22 protein-coding genes and 1 riboswitch are annotated in these 20,560 nt (G+C 45.9%); of the genes, 19 read left to right on the top strand and 3 right to left on the bottom strand.

Annotated features, from left to right (window positions below; genetic code table 11):
• Nucleotides 1–80 precede the first annotated feature (80 nt).
• From QF041_RS11695 to QF041_RS11680, 4 genes are all read left to right on the top strand, one after another.
• Nucleotides 81–2,447, top strand: coding sequence for an endonuclease MutS2 (locus QF041_RS11695; RefSeq protein ID WP_307414239.1), 2,367 nt, complete (start codon nucleotides 81–83; stop codon nucleotides 2,445–2,447).
• 71 nt (nucleotides 2,448–2,518) lie between these two features.
• On the top strand, nucleotides 2,519–2,938 hold the full coding sequence (locus tag QF041_RS11690; protein ID WP_223868827.1) for a DUF350 domain-containing protein: 420 nt from the start codon (nucleotides 2,519–2,521) through the stop codon (nucleotides 2,936–2,938).
• Between the two features lie 119 nt (nucleotides 2,939–3,057).
• Nucleotides 3,058–3,624: a hypothetical protein gene (locus QF041_RS11685; RefSeq protein WP_307414237.1), complete on the top strand. Its 567-nt coding sequence runs from the start codon at nucleotides 3,058–3,060 to the stop codon at nucleotides 3,622–3,624.
• Between the two features lie 130 nt (nucleotides 3,625–3,754).
• The gene (locus QF041_RS11680; RefSeq protein WP_307414235.1) at nucleotides 3,755–4,969 is read left to right on the top strand and encodes an MFS transporter; all 1,215 of its coding nucleotides are present in this window, start codon (nucleotides 3,755–3,757) and stop codon (nucleotides 4,967–4,969) included.
• 94 nt (nucleotides 4,970–5,063) lie between these two features.
• On the opposite strand, the gene QF041_RS11675 is transcribed toward QF041_RS11680, so the two are convergent.
• Nucleotides 5,064–6,284: an NAD(P)/FAD-dependent oxidoreductase gene (locus tag QF041_RS11675; RefSeq protein WP_307414233.1), complete on the bottom strand. Its 1,221-nt coding sequence runs from the start codon at nucleotides 6,282–6,284 to the stop codon at nucleotides 5,064–5,066.
• A 97-nt stretch (nucleotides 6,285–6,381) separates the two neighbouring features.
• Between QF041_RS11675 and QF041_RS11670 the strand changes: the two genes are divergently transcribed.
• From QF041_RS11670 to QF041_RS11640, 7 genes are all read left to right on the top strand, one after another.
• Entirely contained in the window at nucleotides 6,382–6,615 is a 234-nt protein-coding gene (locus QF041_RS11670) for a hypothetical protein (protein ID WP_047842262.1), read from the top strand.
• A gap of 45 nt (nucleotides 6,616–6,660) precedes the next feature.
• Nucleotides 6,661–7,056, top strand: coding sequence for a spore coat protein (locus tag QF041_RS11665; protein ID WP_124113698.1), 396 nt, complete (start codon nucleotides 6,661–6,663; stop codon nucleotides 7,054–7,056).
• Between the two features lie 160 nt (nucleotides 7,057–7,216).
• Nucleotides 7,217–7,717, top strand: coding sequence for an Lrp/AsnC family transcriptional regulator (locus QF041_RS11660; protein ID WP_024628343.1), 501 nt, complete (start codon nucleotides 7,217–7,219; stop codon nucleotides 7,715–7,717).
• A gap of 13 nt (nucleotides 7,718–7,730) precedes the next feature.
• Complete coding sequence (locus tag QF041_RS11655; protein WP_036610094.1) at nucleotides 7,731–8,939, top strand: aminotransferase class I/II-fold pyridoxal phosphate-dependent enzyme; 1,209 nt, start codon at nucleotides 7,731–7,733, stop codon at nucleotides 8,937–8,939.
• Between the two features lie 187 nt (nucleotides 8,940–9,126).
• Nucleotides 9,127–9,348 carry an aspartyl-phosphate phosphatase Spo0E family protein gene (locus QF041_RS11650; protein WP_176872852.1) on the top strand — a complete coding sequence of 74 codons (222 nt, stop codon included), beginning with the start codon at nucleotides 9,127–9,129 and terminating at the stop codon, nucleotides 9,346–9,348.
• Nucleotides 9,349–9,516: 168 nt separating this feature from the next.
• Nucleotides 9,517–10,068: a type 2 periplasmic-binding domain-containing protein gene (locus tag QF041_RS11645; protein WP_307414228.1), complete on the top strand. Its 552-nt coding sequence runs from the start codon at nucleotides 9,517–9,519 to the stop codon at nucleotides 10,066–10,068.
• Nucleotides 10,069–10,105: 37 nt separating this feature from the next.
• Nucleotides 10,106–10,648: a bifunctional adenosylcobinamide kinase/adenosylcobinamide-phosphate guanylyltransferase gene (locus QF041_RS11640; RefSeq protein WP_076209196.1), complete on the top strand. Its 543-nt coding sequence runs from the start codon at nucleotides 10,106–10,108 to the stop codon at nucleotides 10,646–10,648.
• Between the two features lie 85 nt (nucleotides 10,649–10,733).
• On the opposite strand, the gene QF041_RS11635 is transcribed toward QF041_RS11640, so the two are convergent.
• Nucleotides 10,734–11,345, bottom strand: coding sequence for a DedA family protein (locus QF041_RS11635; protein ID WP_074094303.1), 612 nt, complete (start codon nucleotides 11,343–11,345; stop codon nucleotides 10,734–10,736).
• A gap of 148 nt (nucleotides 11,346–11,493) precedes the next feature.
• On the opposite strand from QF041_RS11635, the gene QF041_RS11630 reads away from it, so the two are divergent.
• The 8 genes from QF041_RS11630 (at nucleotide 11,494) to QF041_RS11595 (ending at nucleotide 18,784) form a co-directional block, all read left to right on the top strand.
• Complete coding sequence (locus QF041_RS11630; protein WP_036610088.1) at nucleotides 11,494–12,069, top strand: cob(I)yrinic acid a,c-diamide adenosyltransferase; 576 nt, start codon at nucleotides 11,494–11,496, stop codon at nucleotides 12,067–12,069.
• Nucleotides 12,066–13,049 carry an RluA family pseudouridine synthase gene (locus QF041_RS11625; protein WP_307414225.1) on the top strand — a complete coding sequence of 328 codons (984 nt, stop codon included), beginning with the start codon at nucleotides 12,066–12,068 and terminating at the stop codon, nucleotides 13,047–13,049. The genes QF041_RS11630 and QF041_RS11625 overlap by 4 nt, the downstream gene beginning before the upstream one ends.
• Before the next feature lie 379 nt (nucleotides 13,050–13,428).
• The gene (locus QF041_RS11620; RefSeq protein ID WP_017689621.1) at nucleotides 13,429–13,794 is read left to right on the top strand and encodes an arsenate reductase family protein; all 366 of its coding nucleotides are present in this window, start codon (nucleotides 13,429–13,431) and stop codon (nucleotides 13,792–13,794) included.
• A 138-nt stretch (nucleotides 13,795–13,932) separates the two neighbouring features.
• Nucleotides 13,933–14,826, top strand: a complete 894-nt coding sequence (locus QF041_RS11615) for a 5'-3' exonuclease (RefSeq protein ID WP_307414223.1) — start codon at nucleotides 13,933–13,935, stop codon at nucleotides 14,824–14,826.
• Nucleotides 14,827–14,831: 5 nt separating this feature from the next.
• The gene (locus QF041_RS11610) at nucleotides 14,832–15,938 is read left to right on the top strand and encodes a phosphodiester glycosidase family protein (RefSeq protein WP_301291341.1); all 1,107 of its coding nucleotides are present in this window, start codon (nucleotides 14,832–14,834) and stop codon (nucleotides 15,936–15,938) included.
• Between the two features lie 29 nt (nucleotides 15,939–15,967).
• The gene (locus QF041_RS11605) at nucleotides 15,968–16,654 is read left to right on the top strand and encodes an MOSC domain-containing protein (protein ID WP_307414219.1); all 687 of its coding nucleotides are present in this window, start codon (nucleotides 15,968–15,970) and stop codon (nucleotides 16,652–16,654) included.
• Nucleotides 16,655–16,726: 72 nt separating this feature from the next.
• Nucleotides 16,727–17,605: an ROK family protein gene (locus QF041_RS11600; RefSeq protein ID WP_047842269.1), complete on the top strand. Its 879-nt coding sequence runs from the start codon at nucleotides 16,727–16,729 to the stop codon at nucleotides 17,603–17,605.
• Between the two features lie 177 nt (nucleotides 17,606–17,782).
• The gene (locus tag QF041_RS11595; RefSeq protein WP_307414217.1) at nucleotides 17,783–18,784 is read left to right on the top strand and encodes an HRDC domain-containing protein; all 1,002 of its coding nucleotides are present in this window, start codon (nucleotides 17,783–17,785) and stop codon (nucleotides 18,782–18,784) included.
• 70 nt (nucleotides 18,785–18,854) lie between these two features.
• Here QF041_RS11595 and corA read toward each other — a convergent pair whose 3' ends face one another.
• Nucleotides 18,855–19,790, bottom strand: coding sequence for a magnesium/cobalt transporter CorA (gene corA, locus QF041_RS11590; RefSeq protein ID WP_062833460.1), 936 nt, complete (start codon nucleotides 19,788–19,790; stop codon nucleotides 18,855–18,857).
• Nucleotides 19,791–20,241: 451 nt separating this feature from the next.
• A riboswitch (SAM riboswitch) is annotated at nucleotides 20,242–20,365 on the top strand.
• Nucleotides 20,366–20,560 lie beyond the last annotated feature (195 nt).

The raw sequence follows: 20,560 nt of genomic DNA, 5'->3' as shown, positions 1-20,560 counted from the left end.
ATGTGTGGAAGGATTCGTTAAATAGCGTAAGAAAGTTTCTTTCGTTATAATACAGATATAGTTTGGAAGGAGTTGTACACTTGGACACGAAAATTTTACACACACTGGAATATCGCAAAATTTTAAATACATTGCTCAGCTTTGCTCAGACAACCATGGGAAAAAAGAAAGCGGAGCAACTTGAACCAAGCAGTGAACTTGAAGAAGTGAAGCGGTTGCTGCAGCAAACCGATGAAGCCTTCACATTTGATCGCCTGAAAGGTTCACCGTCGTTTGGGGGAATTGTAGATATTACGGCTTCCATCAAACGTGCTGAAATTGGAGGCACACTTAACCCTCACGAACTTTTGGGAATATCAAATACAACCTTTGCGGCGCGGCGATTGAAACGTCAGATTGGTACTTTGCATGAAGATGAGCCCATCGAATCATTGTTCTATATCAGTGATCAATTGTCAGAGCAAAAAACGCTCGAGGATGCCATCAAAATCTGTATTGACGATAATGCAGAGGTTGCGGACAGTGCAAGCGTAACGTTGGCGCAGATTCGTCGTGAACTGCGAGGCGGAGAAGCGCGGATTCGCGAAAAACTCGATTCCATGATTCGATCCTCTACCGTATCCAAAATGCTTCAGGATCAGCTCATCACCATCAGAGGAGACCGTTTTGTAATCCCGGTGAAAGCTGAATATCGTTCGTACTTTGGTGGGATTGTGCACGATCAATCCGGTTCGGGTGCGACATTGTTCATTGAGCCGGAATCCATTGTTGCCATGAACAACAAATTACGCGAAACCCGGATTCGGGAAGAACGCGAAATAGAAATTATTTTGCAGAAATTGACGGCACTTGTCAGTGAGCAGGGGGAGTGGTTGTTGTATGATGTCGACTTGCTGGGATCACTTGATTTTATCTTTGCCAAAGCACGTCTGGCTCGTGAACTGAAAGCAACATTGCCTCGCATGAATGACCGCGGGTTCCTGAAGCTCAAGAAAGGCCGTCATCCACTGATTCCGATTGAAAACGTGGTTCCAATCGACATAGAGTTGGGCAATGATTACACATCCATTATCGTGACAGGTCCGAATACGGGTGGTAAAACGGTAACGCTTAAAACAATTGGATTGCTGAGCCTGATGGCAATGTCCGGTTTATTTGTTCCGGCTGAGGATGGCAGTCAGTTATGTGTATTTGATGCGATCTATGCAGACATTGGGGACGAGCAGAGTATCGAGCAGAATCTGAGTACTTTCTCCAGTCATATGACCAATATCATTCGCATTCTGAAAAACATGACGCCGAAAAGTTTGGTGTTGCTCGATGAACTTGGAGCAGGGACAGACCCGGCTGAAGGTTCCGCACTGGCCATCTCCATGCTGGAGCATATGCACCGGACGGGATGTCGCATGGTTGCAACTACTCACTACAGTGAACTGAAAGCATACGCATATGAGCGTAAAGGTGTCATTAATGCCAGCATGGAATTTGACATCAACACACTGAGTCCAACCTATCGCCTTCTGGTGGGTGTACCTGGACGAAGTAATGCATTTGCCATTGCAGAGCGACTGGGACTGCCGGGTTACATTCTCGACTACGCCCGTGGCGAAGTGAAGGAAGAGGATCAACGGATTGAGCACATGATTGCTTCTCTTGAAGAGAACCGTCTTACGGCTGAACAAGAGCGTGAGAAGGCAGAGAGCTTGCGCCAGGATATGGAGAAATTACGCAGTCGTCATCAGACCGAACTGGAGAAGCTGGAACAGCAGCGTGATCGCCGGATTGAAAAAGCAGAAGAAGATGCACGCAGCATTGTGGACAAGGCTCGCGCGGAAGCGGAGAAGATTATAACCGATCTTCGCCTGTTGGCTATGGAAGAAGGTGCTTCCGTGAAGGAGCACAAACTCATTGCTGCCCGTAAACAGCTGGACGAGGCGGAACCGGAGAAACGCAGAAAAACGGTCAAGAAGACGGCAACAGCGCCGAAGACTCGTGCCATCGGTCCTGGTGATGAAGTGCTTGTCTACAGTTTGAATCAAAAAGGTCATGTTGTAGAGATGTCGGGCAGCAAAGACGCTATGGTACAACTGGGGATTATGAAAATGAAAGTATCCCTGGATGACCTGGAACTGCAGCAATCGGCTCCCGCAGCCAAACCGAAACAAAAACCGGTAACGGGTATGAAACGTACACGTGATGACAATGTGAAAAGTGAATTGGATCTGCGTGGTACCAACCTGGAAGAAGCCCTGATGGAGACAGATCGGTTCATTGATGAAGCTTTCCTTGCCAACCTGGGCCAAGTTTATATTATTCACGGTAAAGGTACAGGAATTTTACGTTCCGGTATTCAGGATTACCTGCGTAAGCATAAACATATTAAAAGCTACCGGCTGGGCAATTACGGAGAAGGCGGGAACGGTGTGACCGTCGCAGAATTGGAATAGCCGGTCCATGAATCAATGATATTCTGCGACCTTATTCATGAAGGTCGCAGATGGGGAGAGGGGAACGGTGCGTGATAGAAAGCATTGACCAATTGCTGTCTCATCCCTTGGGGATGGTACTCGGTTTTTTCTCGGTAGCGATTATGGAGCTGCTTGTATTTCTGGCTTGCTTCGAACTGGTGACCAAGTATAAATGCTGGACTGAGATCAAGAAGGGCAATGTGGCCGTTGCGATGGCTACAGGAGGCAAGATCTTCGGGATCTGCAACGTATTGCGGTTCTGCATACAAGCGAAATCTTCGGTGTATGAAGCCATGACGTGGTCATTCGTAGGGTTTATCCTTCTGCTCATTGCCTATTTTTTGTTTGAATTCCTGACACCCGTGTTCTCCATTGATAAGGAGATCGAAGCGGATAACCGAGCTGTCGGATTGATATCCATGATTATTTCAGTCTCGCTGTCATTTGTTATTGGCGCGAGCATTATCTAGGGGGACCGGTCATGAAGATATTGATACGGATTCTGTTTGCGGCATCGATCGTGTTTTTTGCCATCGGTGTCATCTATGTAATGAATACATGATTATATGAAAGAGAAAGGTTGATCAATATGGAAACAACAGTATGCCCTTGGTGTCAGACGGAGATTGTATGGGATGAGGAGCTCGGTCCTGAAGAAGAGTGTCCTTATTGCCACAATGAGTTAAAAGGATACCGTACGCTCAACATTAACATCGATGATGAAGAGAACGATGAAGCTGAGGACGACATCTATGATGTAGACGATGTAATGAACGAGAAACAGACTACGGATCTTTCAGACCTGTGGGGGGACGAAGTTGAGCTCAAATTGCCGGAGTTGCGAACGTTAACCAAATACGCGGATGAAGGTAATGACCTGATTCAATATGAACAAGGTGTCCAGAAGCAACTTGATCATCAGGAAGAAGTACCGGAGTGCCCGAATTGTCGGGAATTCATGATTCTTGCTGGTACCCAAGCTGCAACGCAGGATAACTTTACTCCAGTTGCTAACGCAGCTTCAGGCGAAGGGTCACTATTGTCACCACCGTTTAAGGTATTGACCTATGTATGTTCGGGATGTTTCCAAGTTCAATACAGTCTGTCTGAGGAAGATCGTCTGCGTCTGATTAAGAATCTGAGTACGCAGGAATAAACATTTCGGAGATTCAAACCAAATTTCAAAGCAATCCTGAAGATTCATCATGTTTTCCTCCTGCTTGGGGCACGTTAACCCTAAGACCTACCTGTACACAGTTCACTTCAGGTGGATGAAGGAGGAGCAGATGAAGATTACTTTAGGCCGACAATCCATTCTGCTTTTGGGCGTGAATGGATTGTTTGCGTTAGCCGGAGCGTTGTCGGGAACCTTTTTGAATGTGTTTCTGTGGAAAAGCCGTCCGGATTATGCCATGTTGGGGTGGTTCACTCTCAGCCAGCAATTGGCCATTGGACTGACATTCTGGCTTGCTGGCAAATGGGTCAAGGAACACAATAAAATGAGTGCACTACGATTAGGTACTGCGCTGTCCGGCATATTTTATATGATAGTCCTCTGGGCCGGTTCCAAAGCTGTAGACTGGATATGGCCTCTGGGTATACTACTGGGTTGTTCCCTGGGGCTGTTCTGGATCGCATTTAATGTTGTGTATTTTGAAATAACGAATCGGGAAAACAGGGATCTATTCAATGGCTGGGTCGGATTACTTGGCTCGATGACAGGAATTATAGGCCCATGGTTCTCTGGTCTGATTATTACCCGAATGGCGGACAATACAGGATATCGGCTCATCTTTACGGTATCACTCGTCATTTATGTTATCGCGGTAGTCTTTAGTTTTTTTCTCAAAAAGAGAAAGGTAAGTGGAACATACCGCTGGTCCGAGCCTTGGATACAGTTATCCAAACCGGATAGTCCCTGGAGGACCTTGGCTTTGGGTTTGTTCGCTCAGGGTGCGCGTGAAGGGGTCTTTGCCTTTCTGATTGCACTGCTTGTATACGTGGCCACTGCACAGGAGTATAAGTTGGGACAGTTCTCACTCATCACTTCTGCCGTGGCATTAATAAGTTATTGGGCAGTAGGGAAATGGTCCAAACCACAGTATAGATCCAGAGGCATGTTCATCGGAGCTCTGATTCTGCTGATTGTGCTGATTCCTCTTCTGTGGAAAGTGACCTATGTTACGCTGTTAATCATGGGGATCGGAAGTGCAGTTGCGATGCCATTGTATATTTTACCTATGATATCAGCGGGATTCGACATGATGGGCACGAGTGGCGAAAATGTGGAGAAAAGGGTTGAACTTGTCGTATTGAGGGAGTTATGTCTGATGGTTGGCCGACTTTTTGGGTTGATCATATTTATTATAACGGTCATGAATAGTCCGTCCCTGCGCATGTTAACCTGGCTTATTATCGTTCTGGGTGCTTTCCCGCTAATTGGATGGATCTTTATGCGCAAGTTATTGAACCGAACGGAAGGGCAAGAGCCCTCGGCTTAGCAGCTTCCAAATATATAAACAGGGTACAGCGGCGGGAAAAGAGAACTTTCCGTGTGCTGTACCCTGTTTGTCGTTGTATTGGTTCAGTTGTTGGTTATACAGGAGATGGCTTACTTGTACGTGTGAGTGAGAACAGATCCATATCGGGGTTTGGTTTGCCAGTAATAGCATCCACAATTAAGGAAGCAGCAATCATGCTGTATACGGTCCCGTTACCTCCATACCCTTCCACAAAATATGAATGCGGATAATCGGGATGTGTGCCGATCAGGGGGAGGCCATCATGGGTGCTTCCAAAGACAGCTTCCCAAGCGTAATCGATTTCGAGATCAGGTAATGGGAAATACTCAGCAATCTTCTGAAGCAAAATCTCACCTTTATGAACCGCCTTGATCGCCCGTTGTTCTTCTCGAGGAAGATTCTCATCAAGTCCACCTGCAATAATTCTTCCGTCTGGAGTTGTGCGCATATATAGATAAGGTCGTTCGGTCTCCCATATCATGCATTGCTTATACCAGCTGCTCAGATCCTGTAGTGGCTTGGTAGCAATGGCATATGTGCTTAGCAGGTATGCGCCTCTGTCCTTTTTGATTTCTTGTGTTTCATAGCCTGTTGAGAAAATAACATGTTTGGCACGTACAGTGCCATGAGGTGTGTAACATAGGACACCATTTTCATCATAATCACAATGGGTGAATTCACTATGAGCATAGACTCTTGCTCCTTGACGTGAGGCTGAGTGGAATAGTGAGTGAACCAAACGATACGGATTAACCTCAGCATCCCCGCTTGTGTATAGTGCAGCACGTTTGCTGAACGGGAATAGTGCACTGATTTTTTCCTGATCCCACAGCTCCACATCAAATCCATAATGTTTCAGGTTACGATATTCTTCCTCCAGCAACGTTACATCTTCCTCGTGACTGGCACAATAGAGACTTGTGCGAGGCACAAACCAAGGATCAATCTCAAGCTTCGATGAAATTTTTTCGAGATGGTGCATGGCATCCCGGCATAATTCGTAGAATCGAACACCACGTTCTTCTCCAAATGTCTGGATACAAGAGGTGAGCGTTTTGTCATTCGTATATTGGAGCAGGCCCGTATTTGCCATACTACTGCCATAACCGATATCTCTTTTGTCAATAACAACGGTGTCAATTCCCTGATCCGTCAAAAGCTTGGCAGACAACGCGCCTCCCATTCCACCACCGATGATTAGACAATCACAGGACAGGTTTTCTTGCAAAACAGGATAATGGGGATGGGAAGTAAAGGTAGTTGGCCAAAATGTTTTTCCGTTAATAAGTTCCATAATTGATCACCTCTGTTGAATGTAGTTGAAGTATACTTTTTCAGGTTAGGGTAACAATAAATTCGCAATAACTTTAGATTAAGGAGGTCAGATATACATGCAAAACTCACAAATGCAAGCACTGAGCCCCAAGGAACTGAACTATATTGCGGATTCAATTTCCAATGAGGAAATGTTAATCAAACAATGTGCAGCTACAGCCTCCATCACACATAATCCGCAAATTCAACAGGCGCTGAATCATTATGTTCGCTCACATGAGCAGCATCTGAATACTCTTGTCAATGCGTTACAGCAACATCAATCTCTTGCACCAGCGCAATCACAGTAAAGTTCAAAACATGACAAGTTATTTCAAAGTATAGGAGGAAAATACGTGTACACTCAATCTTTGTCATCTGGTGGGAATTTTATGCAAGAGCAAGATTTGTTGAAGTCGATTCTTGCAGATTTAAGACGAACTTCACGTGAATATACAACGGCAACTACTGAATCTTCCTGCCCCACGACCCGGAGAATGTTCAATGATTTAACGAACGATACATTAAGACTGCAAGGTGAACTGTTCAACCTGATGCAACAAAACAACATGTATTCCGCTTCATCCAAAGCACTTCGTCAGGATGTGGACAAACAAATCCAGTCTGCACACCAGACCCAACAGAAGTGTCAGCAATTCATTCAAGAAAAGAACACGCAGAACAGTTCATATAGCCAAGCTCCTAATGTGCCTCAGCATCAACCGAATTACGGTAACCCTTATTACATGTAACCTTTGCAAAAGAGGTTTGAAGCACCTAACGTTACAGGACCATACCACCGCTTGCCTGAATTCAGGGCAGGCGGTCTTTTGTCTATGCATCAACGTCAAATTCATGTAATATAAGTATTAATTCATTTTCAGGAACCTGGATGATGCTGGAGGGAAAACCATGAAAGATTTGAACGATCTGCAATTAAAAGTTCTGGATCTGCTGAAGGAAGACGCGAGAAGGACTCCCGCACTGCTGTCGACGCTGCTGGGGGAGTCGGAAGACAAGATCAAGAACGCCGTGGCACAGCTAGAACAAGACCACGTCATCGTAAAATACGCAACCGTCGTGAACTGGAGTAAAATAGATGATGAGAAAGTAACGGCCCTGATTGAGGTGCAGATCACGCCGGAGCGTGGTCGTGGTTTTGAAGGGATTGCCGAACGCATTTATCTCTATCCGCAAGTGAAGTCCGTATATCTCATGTCCGGTGCATACGATCTGCTCGTTGAAGTGGAAGGTGGCAACCTGCGTGAAGTCGCTAATTTTGTGTCGGAGAAACTGTCTCCGATAGACTCTGTACTTTCTACCAAAACGAATTTTATTCTTAAAAAATATAAACAGGACGGGATTATTTTTGAAGACCATCAGGAAGACAACCGTCTCATGATCTCGCCGTAAAGGAAGATGTGTCATGATAGTGAATGAACAGACAACCGGGAACAACAAGAAAATGACATCTTATCTGGCACCCCTCGTGCAGCAGATACCTCCATCCGGAATTCGTAAATTTTTTGATCTGGTTGGAGACAACAAGGATATTATCACATTGGGTGTGGGTGAACCTGATTTTGTTACACCTTGGCATATGCGTGAAGCTTGTGTATACTCGCTGGAAAGAGGTATGACCAGCTACACATCCAACGCAGGTATGCCGAAGTTGAGAGAAGCCATCAGTGAATATCTGGATACGCAGTTTGATACCAAATACGATCCCAAGGATGAGATTATTGTTACCGTGGGTGGCAGTGAAGCGATTGACTTGGCTTTGCGAGCATTAATCGTACCTGGCGACGAAATTCTCATTCCTGAACCTTCGTACGTGGCTTATTCACCAATCGCTTCAATCGGTGGCGGTATACCGGTTGGTGTTGAAACCTACGCGAAAGATCAGTTCAAGTTAACGGCCGAAGCACTTGAAGCTGGCATCACACCGAAGTCGAAAGTGGTTATTCTGTGTTATCCGAGTAATCCCACTGGAGCCATCATGACGTATGAAGAGTGGCTGCCTATTGCTGAAGTGATTAAAAAGCATGATCTGATTGTGATCGCGGATGAAATTTACGCTGAATTGACGTATACGCAAAAACATGTTAGCTTTGCAGCTATCCCTGACATGAAGGAGCGGACCATTCTCGTAAGCGGATTTTCGAAGGCTTTTGCAATGACAGGTTGGCGGATCGGTTACATGTGTGGTCATCCTGAGCTTATTGCAGCCATGCTCAAAATCCATCAGTATACGGTAATGTGTGCGCCGGCCATGGGTCAGGTTGCTGCACTTGAGGCGTTGACGAATGGTTTGGGTGAGAAAGATCGGATGGTAGAATCGTATAATCAGCGTAGACGTTTAATTGTGCAGGGATTCAGGGATATTGGACTTGATTGTCATGAACCTCAGGGAGCATTCTATGCATTCCCGAGCATTCAAAAGACGGGTATGAGTTCCGACCTGTTTGCTGAGCGATTGTTAACGGAAAATAAAGTGGCTGCTGTTCCGGGTAATGTTTTTGGCCCTCAGGGTGAAGGCTTCTTGCGTTGTTCTTATGCTACTTCTGTAACCCAATTAAATGAAGCTTTGGAACGAATCGGAAACTTTGTTTACAAATTGCAAAAAGAGGGTTAATACTAAAGTAGAATCTTTTTACAAATGTGACATTTTTATTATTGAAAAAAATAACTTTCTTTTACAAAATAATGTGATATAATTTCAATTTGAAATAAGTTTTCATAAATTTGGAAACCATTTTTCCAAGGAGGGGTTAGCTTTGTTTTGTGTTGAATATGATTTACCGACGAATCGTGGGCACTATCTGGCAGAAGGCGATCATGGCGACCGATGGTCGGTGAAACCCGATAACGCATCTTTGCATGACATTTCCTTGGAAGATGAAATTCATATGCTTCGTCGCAAGATGGAACAGATCTTCCTCGAAGAGAAATCATTCACATCCGATATTGTAATTGAAATCAGCAGTTTGCTGGATTTAAAGATTAATGAATATATGAAGGCTAACCCGATTAAAGGAAAATAACGTTTATGCTGTAGTGAAACGTTTCATTAATCGAATTCGAAAGGGAGACCTGAGAGGGTCTTCTTTTTTTGTGTGTAAAGGCAGGGTGATCCCCCGATAAGGCAGGTTATTTTTTTGCGTGGAACAATTGTGATATATTGGACATAGGAGACTAAAGGGGGAACTGGAATGAAGAGATTTTGGGGGCTTACTGCAATCATTTCTATCGTTTTTCTGCTTGCTGGTTGTGGAGGTAAAGATGGTTTTTCCATTTTCATCATTGATAACCAAGGAAATCCATCTGTAATCTCAGAACAGTTACAGGCCAATCTGCAACAGAAACTGGGTGAGGAACCCAAGGTGGAAGTGATCACCAGTGCGATGTATGATGTTCAGAAAATTATGGTAGAATATGCGGCTGGAGGACATGATATTTTCATTTTGCCTGAGTCCGACATGAAACAATACGGAAGTAATGGCTCCAATGTTCCGCTGGATGATACCTTTGATCCCAAGATGTTTGAACGGGGTGTATTTGAGGGTGGAGTATTGGTAGAGAAGGGTGAAGGAGATGAAGGTTCAGACATCAAGCAAGAATCACATCTTTACGGCATTCCACTTGAAGATATGAAAATGTTTAAAGATGTAGAATATGCTGCGAGCAATTTGTTCGCCACCATTCCAGTGTCATCTTCCAATGTCGAAGAATCCAAAAAAGTGCTGAAGGCGCTGACAGAGTAAAGAAAATTCAGAATGGCTATGGAAGGAGGGAAGCGGATTGCTGATTACGGTCACAGGCGGCATAGGTAGTGGTAAAACCCGGTTTGCCCTCAAGTACGCAGCCGGGATTAGCCGGGAGGGTGTATATTTATCCACCGGTGATCATGATCCCGTTATTCCCGAATTGCCATCCGCTCATTATCGTGCCATTCATGCCGGGAACGGTCAGCATCTGACAGAGGTGATCACCCAGATTAATCGGGAATCCAATCTGTTTTTGGCGGATCAGCGAATTGTAATTGTAGACAGTCTGACCTCCTGGATGGCTGCCGGTTTCAGGGCAACAGAGGATCTGGATCATCAGCGTTCAGAGACACAGCTTTTGCTTGATGCTTTATTGTCTTATCAGGGGAAGTTGCTTGTGATTACCAATGAAATGCATGGTACATTGCATCCTACCGAGGAAGAACGAATATTTACAGCGAGAATGGCTTCGGTTAATCGGATGCTGCAGATACATGCTGAAAAGATGTACATGCTGGTATCTGGTCTGGCTATCGATCTTAAGAGTCAGGGCATGCGAAATGAAGATGAACGATAGCGAGATGACATAAACGGGTGACATAAAGAAGCCTCCTTAACCACGAATTGGTGGCGAGGAGGCTTTATTTATTAAGCTATCCTTTTTATTTCTGTTTTTTGCTACGTCTGATCCACCAGATGATACATCCGATGACAATGATGGCCAGAATGACATACACTACAATGGAATAGACGTCCATAAAGTGCAAAATGCTCTCCCATGATGCGCCAAGCGCAGCACCAACGCAGACAAGAATGACATTCCAGATCAATGTACCAATGGTTGTAAAGAGAAGGAATAAACCAAATTTCATATTGGACATGCCTGCGGGAATGGAGATAAGACTACGGACGAGGGGGACCATTCGGCAGAATAATACGGTCCACATGCCATATTTGTCAAACCATGCATCGACACGGTGAATATCCTCTTTTTTGATGCGCAGAACATGTCCCCAGCGTTCCACAATTTTCTCAAGGCGTTCGACGTCAATGAGTAGACCAATACCATACAGGATCACAGCACCAAGGACAGAGCCAATAGTTGCGGCGATAATAACTCCTGGAATAGTGAGACTGGTATAGGTGGTCATGAATCCGCCAAACGGCAAGATGATTTCGGATGGAATCGGTGGAAATACGTTCTCAAGAGCAATAATGAGTGCAATGCCTATGTAGCCGTATTGTTCCATGAAATCGGTTATCCAGTTTTGCATAATCGTCTCCTTTACTTTTGGTTTCCTTTGATTTGTCGTATACTCGGCAGAGCACACCAATTCTTATATACGTGTAAAGCGATAGACGGGTTTCTGAAAAAATGGCATTCCCGTATTCATTATTATATTACCAATTGGAGGGATAACGATGGGCATATATACACGAACAGGTGACGAAGGACAGACTTCGGTCATCGGTGGACGCGTCATCAAGGATGATGACCGAGTTGAGGCTTATGGCACGATTGATGAGTTAAACTGTTTTGTAGGCCAGGCGATCAGCCTTATTGACTCTGCTCAAGGGGAATTTGAAGATCTGCGTGAGCATCTTCTGGAAGTTCAGCAGGAACTGTTTGATTGCGGGTCGGATCTGGCCTTTGTGAAGATTAGTGAGACCAAATATAAGGTGAGAGATGAAATGGTCACACGTCTGGAACAATGGATCGACCAGTATGATGCAGAGAATCCAAAAGTGGAACGGTTCATTATTCCAGGTGGCAGTCAGCTGTCTTCTGCTCTTCATGTGTGCCGTACTGTATGTCGTCGCGCAGAGCGTCGCACGGTAACACTTGGACAACATACAGATATTAATCCGTCTGTACGACGGTATCTAAACCGACTATCTGATTATTTCTTCGTGGTTGCACGGACGGCCAACGCGAGACAACAGGTGGCGGATATTGAATATGTGCGGAGCAAAAAAGTCTTCCGCCGCAAAGAATGAGCCAATATTATTCGCCGATTGTCTACACGGTGACCGAACAAGAAGATGGCTGGCTGCTGAAGACCGTGCTTCAGCGGCGGCTGCTGGTGTCGCGTAAGCTTTTGTCCAAAATCAAGCTGACTGAACAAGGCGTCATGTTAAATGGGGAGCGCGTATACATTAGCGTCAAGGTGGCTGCGGGTGATGTCGTTGAAGTTCGGATGGAGCAAGAGGAATCGGATGATATTTTGCCTGAGCCTATTCCCTTTACCGTTCTGTATGAAGACGAGCACTTGCTTATTGTCAACAAGGATGCGGGCATCATCGTTCATCCGACACATGGACATTACACGGGTACTTTGGCAAATGGAGTCGTTCATTACTGGAAAACCAAGGGCGAGCGCTTCCGATTCAGACCGATTCATCGACTTGATCAGGAAACGTCCGGTGTGCTCGCAATAGCCAAGAACCCTTATGTGCATCAGCATGTGTCTGAACAGATGATTGCAGGGACAGTGGATAAGAAATATATTGCACTTGTGCACGGCAGCCCTGTCCCGGAACAGGGGTCAGTAGATGGCCCGATTGATCGCGATCCTGAAGAGCCACACCGCCGAATCGTAACACCTGATGGTTACGCTGCAAGAACGTTGTACACGACCGTAACACGTTGGTCAGGGGGCAGCGCCAGTGCGATAAGTCTCAAGCTGGAAAGTGGCAGAACCCATCAGATCAGGGTACATATGACGTCCATCGGTTGCCCATTGATCGGTGATCGAATGTACAAGACACTACCTGTGCACGAGATCGATGAGCAGACCATGGTTGTCCGGGAAGAACGGGACAGCTGGATCGAACGCCAAGCATTACACGCTTGTGAGCTGACGTTTGAACACCCAATTCTACAGGAACGCATAACGTTCCAGGCTCCTTTTCCAACAGATATGGCCGCGCTTGAGAAGCGTTTGAATGATGAGGCAGCTCCCAGAGAAGAATTGTAGGAAGCTGCGACGAGTCCCTTAGATCTGCACCTCGTATCGCAGTTTCCTGCATGGCCTGTCCTGTTTGGAGTTCAACGCTGTTTGTCTTACCCTTGTGAGGAATGCTTAATGCACCCGAACAGCATGCCGTAGGCTAATCTTTAGGATTGTAGGCTCATTAGTCCTAAAGGTTCTAAGGGCTTAGCTCTTAAACTTGATTTCTTAGTTTTTAAGATTTTGATCCAAAAAAATATAGCCGAATGTGTGTTTTTGATCCTCATTCGCAAAAGTCAGTAAAAATTACATGGCGATGGTATCGATTTGGAGCGACTTTTGGATTTGCGAAGCAAACCAAGGGAAGCGAGAAGTCGAAACCGGAGCCACAGGAGGAACACATACCATGAGTAACTTAAAAGTATATCAATATGCCAAATGCGGCACATGCCGCAAAGCTGTAAAATGGCTTGAAGCTCAAGGACATGAGCTGGAGTTAATCCCTATTTTTGACTCACCGCCGTCAGAATCTGAACTAACAGAACTCATCCAAAAGAGTGGACTGGAAGTAAAGAAGTTCTTTAATACGAGTGGGGAAGTATACAAAGAACAACAATTGAAGGACAAGCTTCCGGGCATGTCTGCTGATGAACAGATTCGTTTGTTGGCTTCCAATGGTCGTCTGATCAAACGTCCGATCGTTACGGATGGAGAAAAGGTAACGGTTGGATTCAAGGAAGAAACGTACGAGCAGGAATGGAATAACGCATAAACGCGCTGAATATCAGCCTTGAATTGTTCAAAATTCAGGGCTTTTTTGGCTGAACGATGGTTGGCGGAACTATGCTATAATGATAGAATTAGTTTCGTATTTTATATGCTAGATTTAGATAGGAGAGAACAAATTCAAGTGAATCAACGTAATGAACCTACTTTGTTGCTGGTAGACGGTATGGCGGTGTTGTTCCGTGCTTTTTATGCGACATCTGCAAGCGGATATATCAGACGTACAAAGGCAGGAGTGCCTACCAACGCAGTCTACGGATTTATCCGTTATTTCTGGGATGCGGTTCAGACTTTTGGGCCAAGTCATGTCGTATGTTGTTGGGATATGGGCGGTAAGACGTTCCGCGGTGAAGAATATGCAGCCTACAAAGGCAACCGGGCCGAAGCTCCGGATGACCTGATTCCCCAGTTTTCCCTGATTCGTGAAGTCATGGATAGCCTGGGTATTCCGAATATAGGTGCACAAGGATTCGAAGCCGACGATTGTATCGGGACACTTGCGAAGTATTATACCGAAGAGACCGATATGAATGTTATGGTACTGACGGGTGACCACGACATGTTGCAACTGATCAATGACCGCACAAGTATCATTATTATGAAAAAAGGCCATGGCAACTACATGGTGTACAACCCTGAAACGCTCATGGCAGAGAAACAACTGACACCTCGTCAAGTGATTGACATGAAGGGTCTGATGGGAGATGCCAGCGACAATTATCCGGGAGTACGGGGAATTGGTGAGAAAACAGCGTTGAAGCTTGTACAGGAATACGGCTCCATTGAAGGGATTTTGAGCAACATGGATAAACTGACCCCTTCGGTGCGTAACAAGATTGAGAATGATCTGGACATGCTTCATCTGTCCCGCAAACTGGCAGAGATTCATTGTGCTGTTCCGGTTGCCTGTGCGCTGGATATCTGTGAATTGCGTCTTGATCCGGATATGGTGATGGACAAGTTTGAACAACTTGAGATGAAGAGCCTTGGCTCTTGGATGGGAGTGGCAATAGGGTGAGCAACATGAAGAACGTACGAACAGGGAAAAAGTGGTGGACAGGGGCTATGGCCCTCGTCCTGGCCTTGCCCGTAATTCTTTCGGGAGCAGTAAGTGCACCACAGACAGTGGATGCCAAAGCAGCAATTAGTACCAAAGTACAGAAAGTAAAAGCAGCAGGACGTAATTTTACCGTACAGACCGTTTCGATTCCAAAGGGAACACCGGTTACCGTGGGACTCGCGAAGAAGCAAGTTGGCCAGACGGCAACATTGCCATCGATTGTGAAAGCCTATGGTGCGCAAGCAGCCATTAACGGAGCGTTTTTTGAAGCATATAACGGAGCACCAGATCCATACGGTATGTTAATAGCAAATGGTAAGGTCATACATATTGGAAGATACGGAACATCCATCGGATTTAAGGAAGACGGCTCGGCGATCATGGATTCACTTCAGGTGAGTTTGACAGGTAAAGTAACGGATACAAAAGGTAAATCACGCAGTTGGTATGCGACCTTTATTAATCGAACACCTTCAGCGAACGCGAGCATAACAATGCTGTATACGCCTGAACGAGGTGCCACAGTCGGGTTCAAAGGTGGCACTGCGGTTGTTATGGAAAAAGGTATCGTGACCAAAAAAGTGCCCAATACCAATGTAGCGATTCCTAAGAATGGCTCGGTATTGGTCTTCACAGGTAATCAGAAGTCTTCTTCGGACCGTTTCACCGTTGGTTCGACCGTAGAAATGAATTATAAGTATACGAATGCAGCAGGCAAAGAGATCCCTTGGCAAGATGTAGTGACAGCTGTGGGAGCAGGACCCCGTCTGGTGAAAGACGGCAAGGTAGCTGTAAATCCGACGAGCGAAGGTTTCAAAGATGCCAAGATTCTTAATGCTTCCGGAGCCAGAAGTGGTATTGCGATCATGGCGGACGGTTCTGTTATGCTGGCTACCGTTTCCGGAGCAACAATCAAGGAGTGGGCAGCGGTGATGCAGAAGCTTGGTGCCAAACAGGCCATGAATTTGGATGGTGGTGCTTCCTCGGGTATGTATGCCGGGGGCAAAATGCTGACTTCTCCAGGTCGGCTATTGAGTAATACACTCGTATTTGGCGGCTCTGTGCGTTAAAAGAAAGTATTATGGGAGGTATGACGCAAATGACACTCAAATCTGATCGAAAGCCAGGGGAGGGCAATACAGCTGTTCTGGCCATTAATGTAGGACTGCCGCAGCCGCTCCCTGGGCAGAAGCGTGAAGTGCTGAGCGGCATTGTGAAACATCCTGTATCCGACGCGGTTTTCCTGTCATTCACTGGAATGACAGGGGACGCGCAGGCGGATCTGGTGCATCATGGCGGACCTGACAAAGCCGTTTGTGTATACGATTACAGTCGTTATCCGGCGCTGGAACAACTGATGGATCGCAAGCTGGATTGGGGAGCTTGTGGAGAAAATCTGACGGTTGAAGGCTGTGCCGAAGAAGATGTCCGGATTGGTGATGTGTACGAGTTGGGCGAAGCCACAGTGCAGGTCAGTCAGCCCAGACAACCTTGCTTCAAGCTGGGTGCGAGGTATGACTATAAGGAGCTGCCTGTTTATTTTCAGGAGAGTGGATATACCGGCTTTTACTTTCGTGTACTGCAAGAAGGTGAGGTAGGGCCTTCATCGATATTTCGACGGATCAGCACCGATCCAGCCTCAATGACGGTTCTTGAAGCCAATCGAATTATGCATCAGGGGAAAGAAAATGTCGAAGGTATTCAGGCGTTGCTGGCCATTCCTGCGCTGTCAGACAGCTGGAGGCAAACATTAATGAAACGATTGTCCAAGCTGGAGAACAAGTAGCAGGGTAATTATTGTGTCATCAAGTAAAGTAATCCAAATTCCTTTTTAAACTAACTTGGGAGTGTGACTAACATGACGATCTTAGGCGCAATTGAAGCAGGCGGAACCAAATTTGTATGTGGTATTGGCACAGAAAACGGAGAAGTTCTGGAACGCGTAAGTTTTCCAACAACAACACCGGAAGAGACAATGGCTCAAGTGATTTCATTTTTTGAAGGCAAAGGCATTGAAGCTCTGGGTGTAGGTTCATTCGGTCCGATTGATCCGATTGAAGGAAGCCCAACATATGGTTATATCACAACAACACCGAAACCACATTGGGGACAGTATAACGTGATTGGCAAGCTCAAGGAGCATTTTGATGTACCGATGACATTTGATACGGATGTGAATGGTGCAGCACTTGGAGAAGCAACCTGGGGCGCTGCACAAGGTCTTGAGAGCTGTCTGTATATCACTGTGGGTACAGGCATTGGTGCTGGCGCTGTGGTTGGCGGTAAAATGGTCCATGGATTGTCACATCCTGAGATGGGACATATCATTGTACGCAGACATCCGGAGGATACATACGAAGGTTTCTGTCCGTATCATGGTGACTGCCTCGAAGGTCTTGCAGCAGGACCAGCCATTAACAAACGTTGGGAGCAACCGGCTTATGAACTGCCTGCAGATCATAAAGCTTGGGAGATCGAAGCGCATTACCTAGCGCATGCACTGATGAATTATGTTCTGATTCTCTCTCCGCAGAAAATCGTCATGGGTGGCGGAGTAATGAAGCAGGAGCATTTGTTCCCGATGGTGCGTAGCAAACTGCAGGAGTTGCTGGCAGGGTACGTTCAGCATCCGGCGCTTCAATCCGACATTGACCAGTATGTTGTGTCACCAGGACTTGGAGACAATGCGGGTCTGTGTGGTTCGCTGGCGCTTGCCAAGTTGGCATTGAATAAATAGGTCATTAAGGGATTGACGAATTTTACCATTGTGGTATGATATGGGCAACAGCATAGTACGGTTAATGAGGAAGCACCTCTCTTGCATGGATTTTGCAGGAGGGGTGTTTTTTTGTGCTGCCTGTAGGTAGCGTAACTAACCCGTATAGGCTGAAATGTTAAAGGGAGGGAATAGAAAATGGAAGTCATTTTCATGAACAGATTGTCCAAAATGTCAGATCAGAATGCAGAGTATGCACAGCTATGGATTGGGGAAGAGGAAGATAGTTGGCAGCTGGGATGGAGTCGCTACGAGGAAGGAGAGCGTGAGGACAGCATCTGGTATGAAGGGACTTCTTGGGAGGAGCTGCTTCATATTTACCGTCATCAGCTCGCCATACAGATGAGTGAGGGGTACCGACCGCAGTTGCAGGGGTTATTTCATGAGAACGATGATCTGAAGTCACGCAGTTATGGTGGACAACGGCTCCATTGTTACAGTGAGTTATACGGCAATGAGCAATTATATACGGATCTGTGCACATGGCGCAGGAAGAGAGCTGTGTCTGACCGGAAGGCACCGTATTTTATTGCAACAAATCGTCTGTTGCGTTTGATCAGTGCCTTTGTTCCGCAATCGCTGGATGAACTGATGCAACTGCCGGGCGTAGGAGAGAGCAAAGCAACTGAGTATGGTACGGAATGGATGGAGATTACAAACGGGTTGGAGCGTTCAACGACATTCCCGCTGGACTGGGTATACACGGCGCTGAAGGAAGAAGAGTATGAGAGTTGGTTATACAAGCAGAGAGAGCAGAAGTATAAGCAGGAACTTGATAAGTTCACCACGCGCAAGCAAGTGCTTGAAGGCATGAAGAAAGGGTATACGTTAGAGGAGATTGTTAATCGATCCGGATTATCCCGACGCGAGTTGGTTGAGCTGTTAGAGGCACTGGATCACGAAGGTTATGACACCGATTGTCTTCTTGATGTGGAGCTGGCAGTGATGCCAGAGAACGAACAAGAGGCCGTATGGAGTGCGTATGAGGAGCTGGGAGATACGTTCCTGAAGCCAGTATTACATAAGGTGTATGGAGGAGAGAAACCCGATGGAGGAAGTCTGGAGCAGGTCTATGAAAGACTGCGCATGATTCGAATCCGTTTTCGTCGGCACGCAGAGACAGAGAAGAATGTTGGTTAATGATCAGAAATGAAAAAAGACGAGGCGTTTCTCCCGGAGGAACGCTTCGTCTTTGTTATTTCATACGAGTTCATACCCAGTCTTTCTTGCGGAAAATGAAGAACATGCTCAGGCCCAGAGTAACCATCAGGCCAATCACAACAAAATAGCTGTATTTCCAATTAAGCTCTGGCATATTCGTAAAGTTCATGCCGTATATACCGGTAATGACCGTCAGCGGCATGAAGACCGTGGTGATGGCGGTAAATACACGCATGATCTCATTCGCCCGGTTTGCAATACTGGATTGGTAGGCTTCTCGCAAGTTGCCCATCAGGTCGCGATAAGTCTCAAAGGTTTCAGATATTTTTACAGCATTCTCATAGATGTCACTGAAATACTTTTGCAGTTGATCATCGATGAGACGCAGATCTTTTTTGTTCAGGGTGTTAATGACCTCTTTCTGAGGTCCAAGCACTTTTTTCAGCCACAGAATCTCACTGCGCAGCCCGATAATTTCATTCAGATGTGACTTTTTGGTGTGCATCAGAATGTCTTCCTCAAGCTTCTCGATCCGTGCTTCAATTCGGTCACCTACGGTGAAATAATTATCAACAATCAAGTCAACCAGCAAATACAGCAGACGATCCGGTGTACTGATTTCCTGTTCCCACAGGATTGGTTTCAGTGTGCGCAATTCGCTGACCTTTTGCTTGGTAACACTAATAATGAAATGTCTGCCGAGGAATAAGTTGACCGCACGTAGAAATATCTCTTCATCATCGAAACGGATGCTATTAATCACAATAAAATAATGGTTCTCATAAATTTCAATCTTCGGACGTTGTTCTTCGTCACTGAGACAGTCTTCCACAGCCAGATCATGCATCAAGAACAGCGGCTGAAGTACCGCCAAATCGTCTACGTCTGCATCAATCCAGTAAAATCCTTCCGCTGGTGGAGTCAGCGCCTGCTGAATGTCGTCCACCGGAATAAATACACCGTTGTTTACCAACCGGATTTTCATCGTTAATCTACTCCTTCTGCACCCGCCAACTTGGCGGATATTATCATTATGGGCGCAAAAAGAACAAATCAGCCGGTCGGCAGCGGAGCCTGGAGATCAGGGCTGCGTTCACTATATAATCAAACGGAAGTCACGTCCCGCTGCCGGCATGCTGATGTCAATTCTCTATGCAGTTTGTCGGAATTCGGCTGCCAGTCAGGCCTCGGGTCGCCATCCATTTAATATGTCACCTCTCACATAAGGGTTTATAACACCTTGTTTAGTATACCGCTGGTACAAGGTGCTTTCAAGCGCAAAAATGTGTCTATTTCGCGCCCTGAGGCAGTGTATGACAATGGATGATGAACGGTTCCGATCTGGGAAGCACACATCGAACTGCATCTTGACGTGAGGGCATTAATGTAATAAAGTAGACGGTGAACCATATTTAATTACAATCTAATACAGCGAAATCTTATCAAGAGTAGGTGGAGGGACTGGCCCGATGAAACCCGGCAACCGGCGGTATACCGCACGGTGCTAATTCTTGCAGCGACTAAGTGTCAAGTGGCACTGTTGTAACTGAGAGATGAGAGAGGCGCATATCTTTTTTACATATGACCTTTCTCGAAATCCGAGGAAGGTCTTTGTTATATGCCCCGACTTCTCAGCAGTGATTTTCGCTAAGGAACTTGAGGTTGTTTGTAACGTTGGATGAAAGAGCAATTCAATGTTTTTACAAGCTCAAGGCAGTCTATAACTGTATTGATGTGAAGACATCAAGCCAGGGG

It is taken from the genome of Paenibacillus sp. W2I17 (assembly GCF_030815985.1).
In the GTDB taxonomy this organism is placed as follows: domain Bacteria; phylum Bacillota; class Bacilli; order Paenibacillales; family Paenibacillaceae; genus Paenibacillus.
This window is presented reverse-complemented; position numbering and strand designations above follow the sequence as displayed.

What these genes read in the sequence shown, in the direction of transcription:
- QF041_RS11685 (WP_307414237.1), top strand. Translation starts at nt 3,058, where the DNA reads ATGGAAACAACAGTATGCCCTTGGTGTCAGACGGAGATTGTATGGGAT.
- QF041_RS11680 (WP_307414235.1), top strand. Translation starts at nt 3,755, where the DNA reads ATGAAGATTACTTTAGGCCGACAATCCATTCTGCTTTTGGGCGTGAAT.
- QF041_RS11675 (WP_307414233.1), bottom strand. Translation starts at nt 6,284, where the DNA reads ATGGAACTTATTAACGGAAAAACATTTTGGCCAACTACCTTTACTTCC.
- QF041_RS11670 (WP_047842262.1), top strand. Translation starts at nt 6,382, where the DNA reads ATGCAAAACTCACAAATGCAAGCACTGAGCCCCAAGGAACTGAACTAT.
- QF041_RS11660 (WP_024628343.1), top strand. Translation starts at nt 7,217, where the DNA reads ATGAAAGATTTGAACGATCTGCAATTAAAAGTTCTGGATCTGCTGAAG.
- QF041_RS11655 (WP_036610094.1), top strand. Translation starts at nt 7,731, where the DNA reads ATGATAGTGAATGAACAGACAACCGGGAACAACAAGAAAATGACATCT.
- QF041_RS11645 (WP_307414228.1), top strand. Translation starts at nt 9,517, where the DNA reads ATGAAGAGATTTTGGGGGCTTACTGCAATCATTTCTATCGTTTTTCTG.
- QF041_RS11635 (WP_074094303.1), bottom strand. Translation starts at nt 11,345, where the DNA reads ATGCAAAACTGGATAACCGATTTCATGGAACAATACGGCTACATAGGC.
- QF041_RS11630 (WP_036610088.1), top strand. Translation starts at nt 11,494, where the DNA reads ATGGGCATATATACACGAACAGGTGACGAAGGACAGACTTCGGTCATC.
- QF041_RS11625 (WP_307414225.1), top strand. Translation starts at nt 12,066, where the DNA reads ATGAGCCAATATTATTCGCCGATTGTCTACACGGTGACCGAACAAGAA.
- QF041_RS11620 (WP_017689621.1), top strand. Translation starts at nt 13,429, where the DNA reads ATGAGTAACTTAAAAGTATATCAATATGCCAAATGCGGCACATGCCGC.
- QF041_RS11610 (WP_301291341.1), top strand. Translation starts at nt 14,832, where the DNA reads ATGAAGAACGTACGAACAGGGAAAAAGTGGTGGACAGGGGCTATGGCC.
- QF041_RS11605 (WP_307414219.1), top strand. Translation starts at nt 15,968, where the DNA reads ATGACACTCAAATCTGATCGAAAGCCAGGGGAGGGCAATACAGCTGTT.
- QF041_RS11600 (WP_047842269.1), top strand. Translation starts at nt 16,727, where the DNA reads ATGACGATCTTAGGCGCAATTGAAGCAGGCGGAACCAAATTTGTATGT.
- QF041_RS11595 (WP_307414217.1), top strand. Translation starts at nt 17,783, where the DNA reads ATGGAAGTCATTTTCATGAACAGATTGTCCAAAATGTCAGATCAGAAT.
- corA (WP_062833460.1), bottom strand. Translation starts at nt 19,790, where the DNA reads ATGAAAATCCGGTTGGTAAACAACGGTGTATTTATTCCGGTGGACGAC.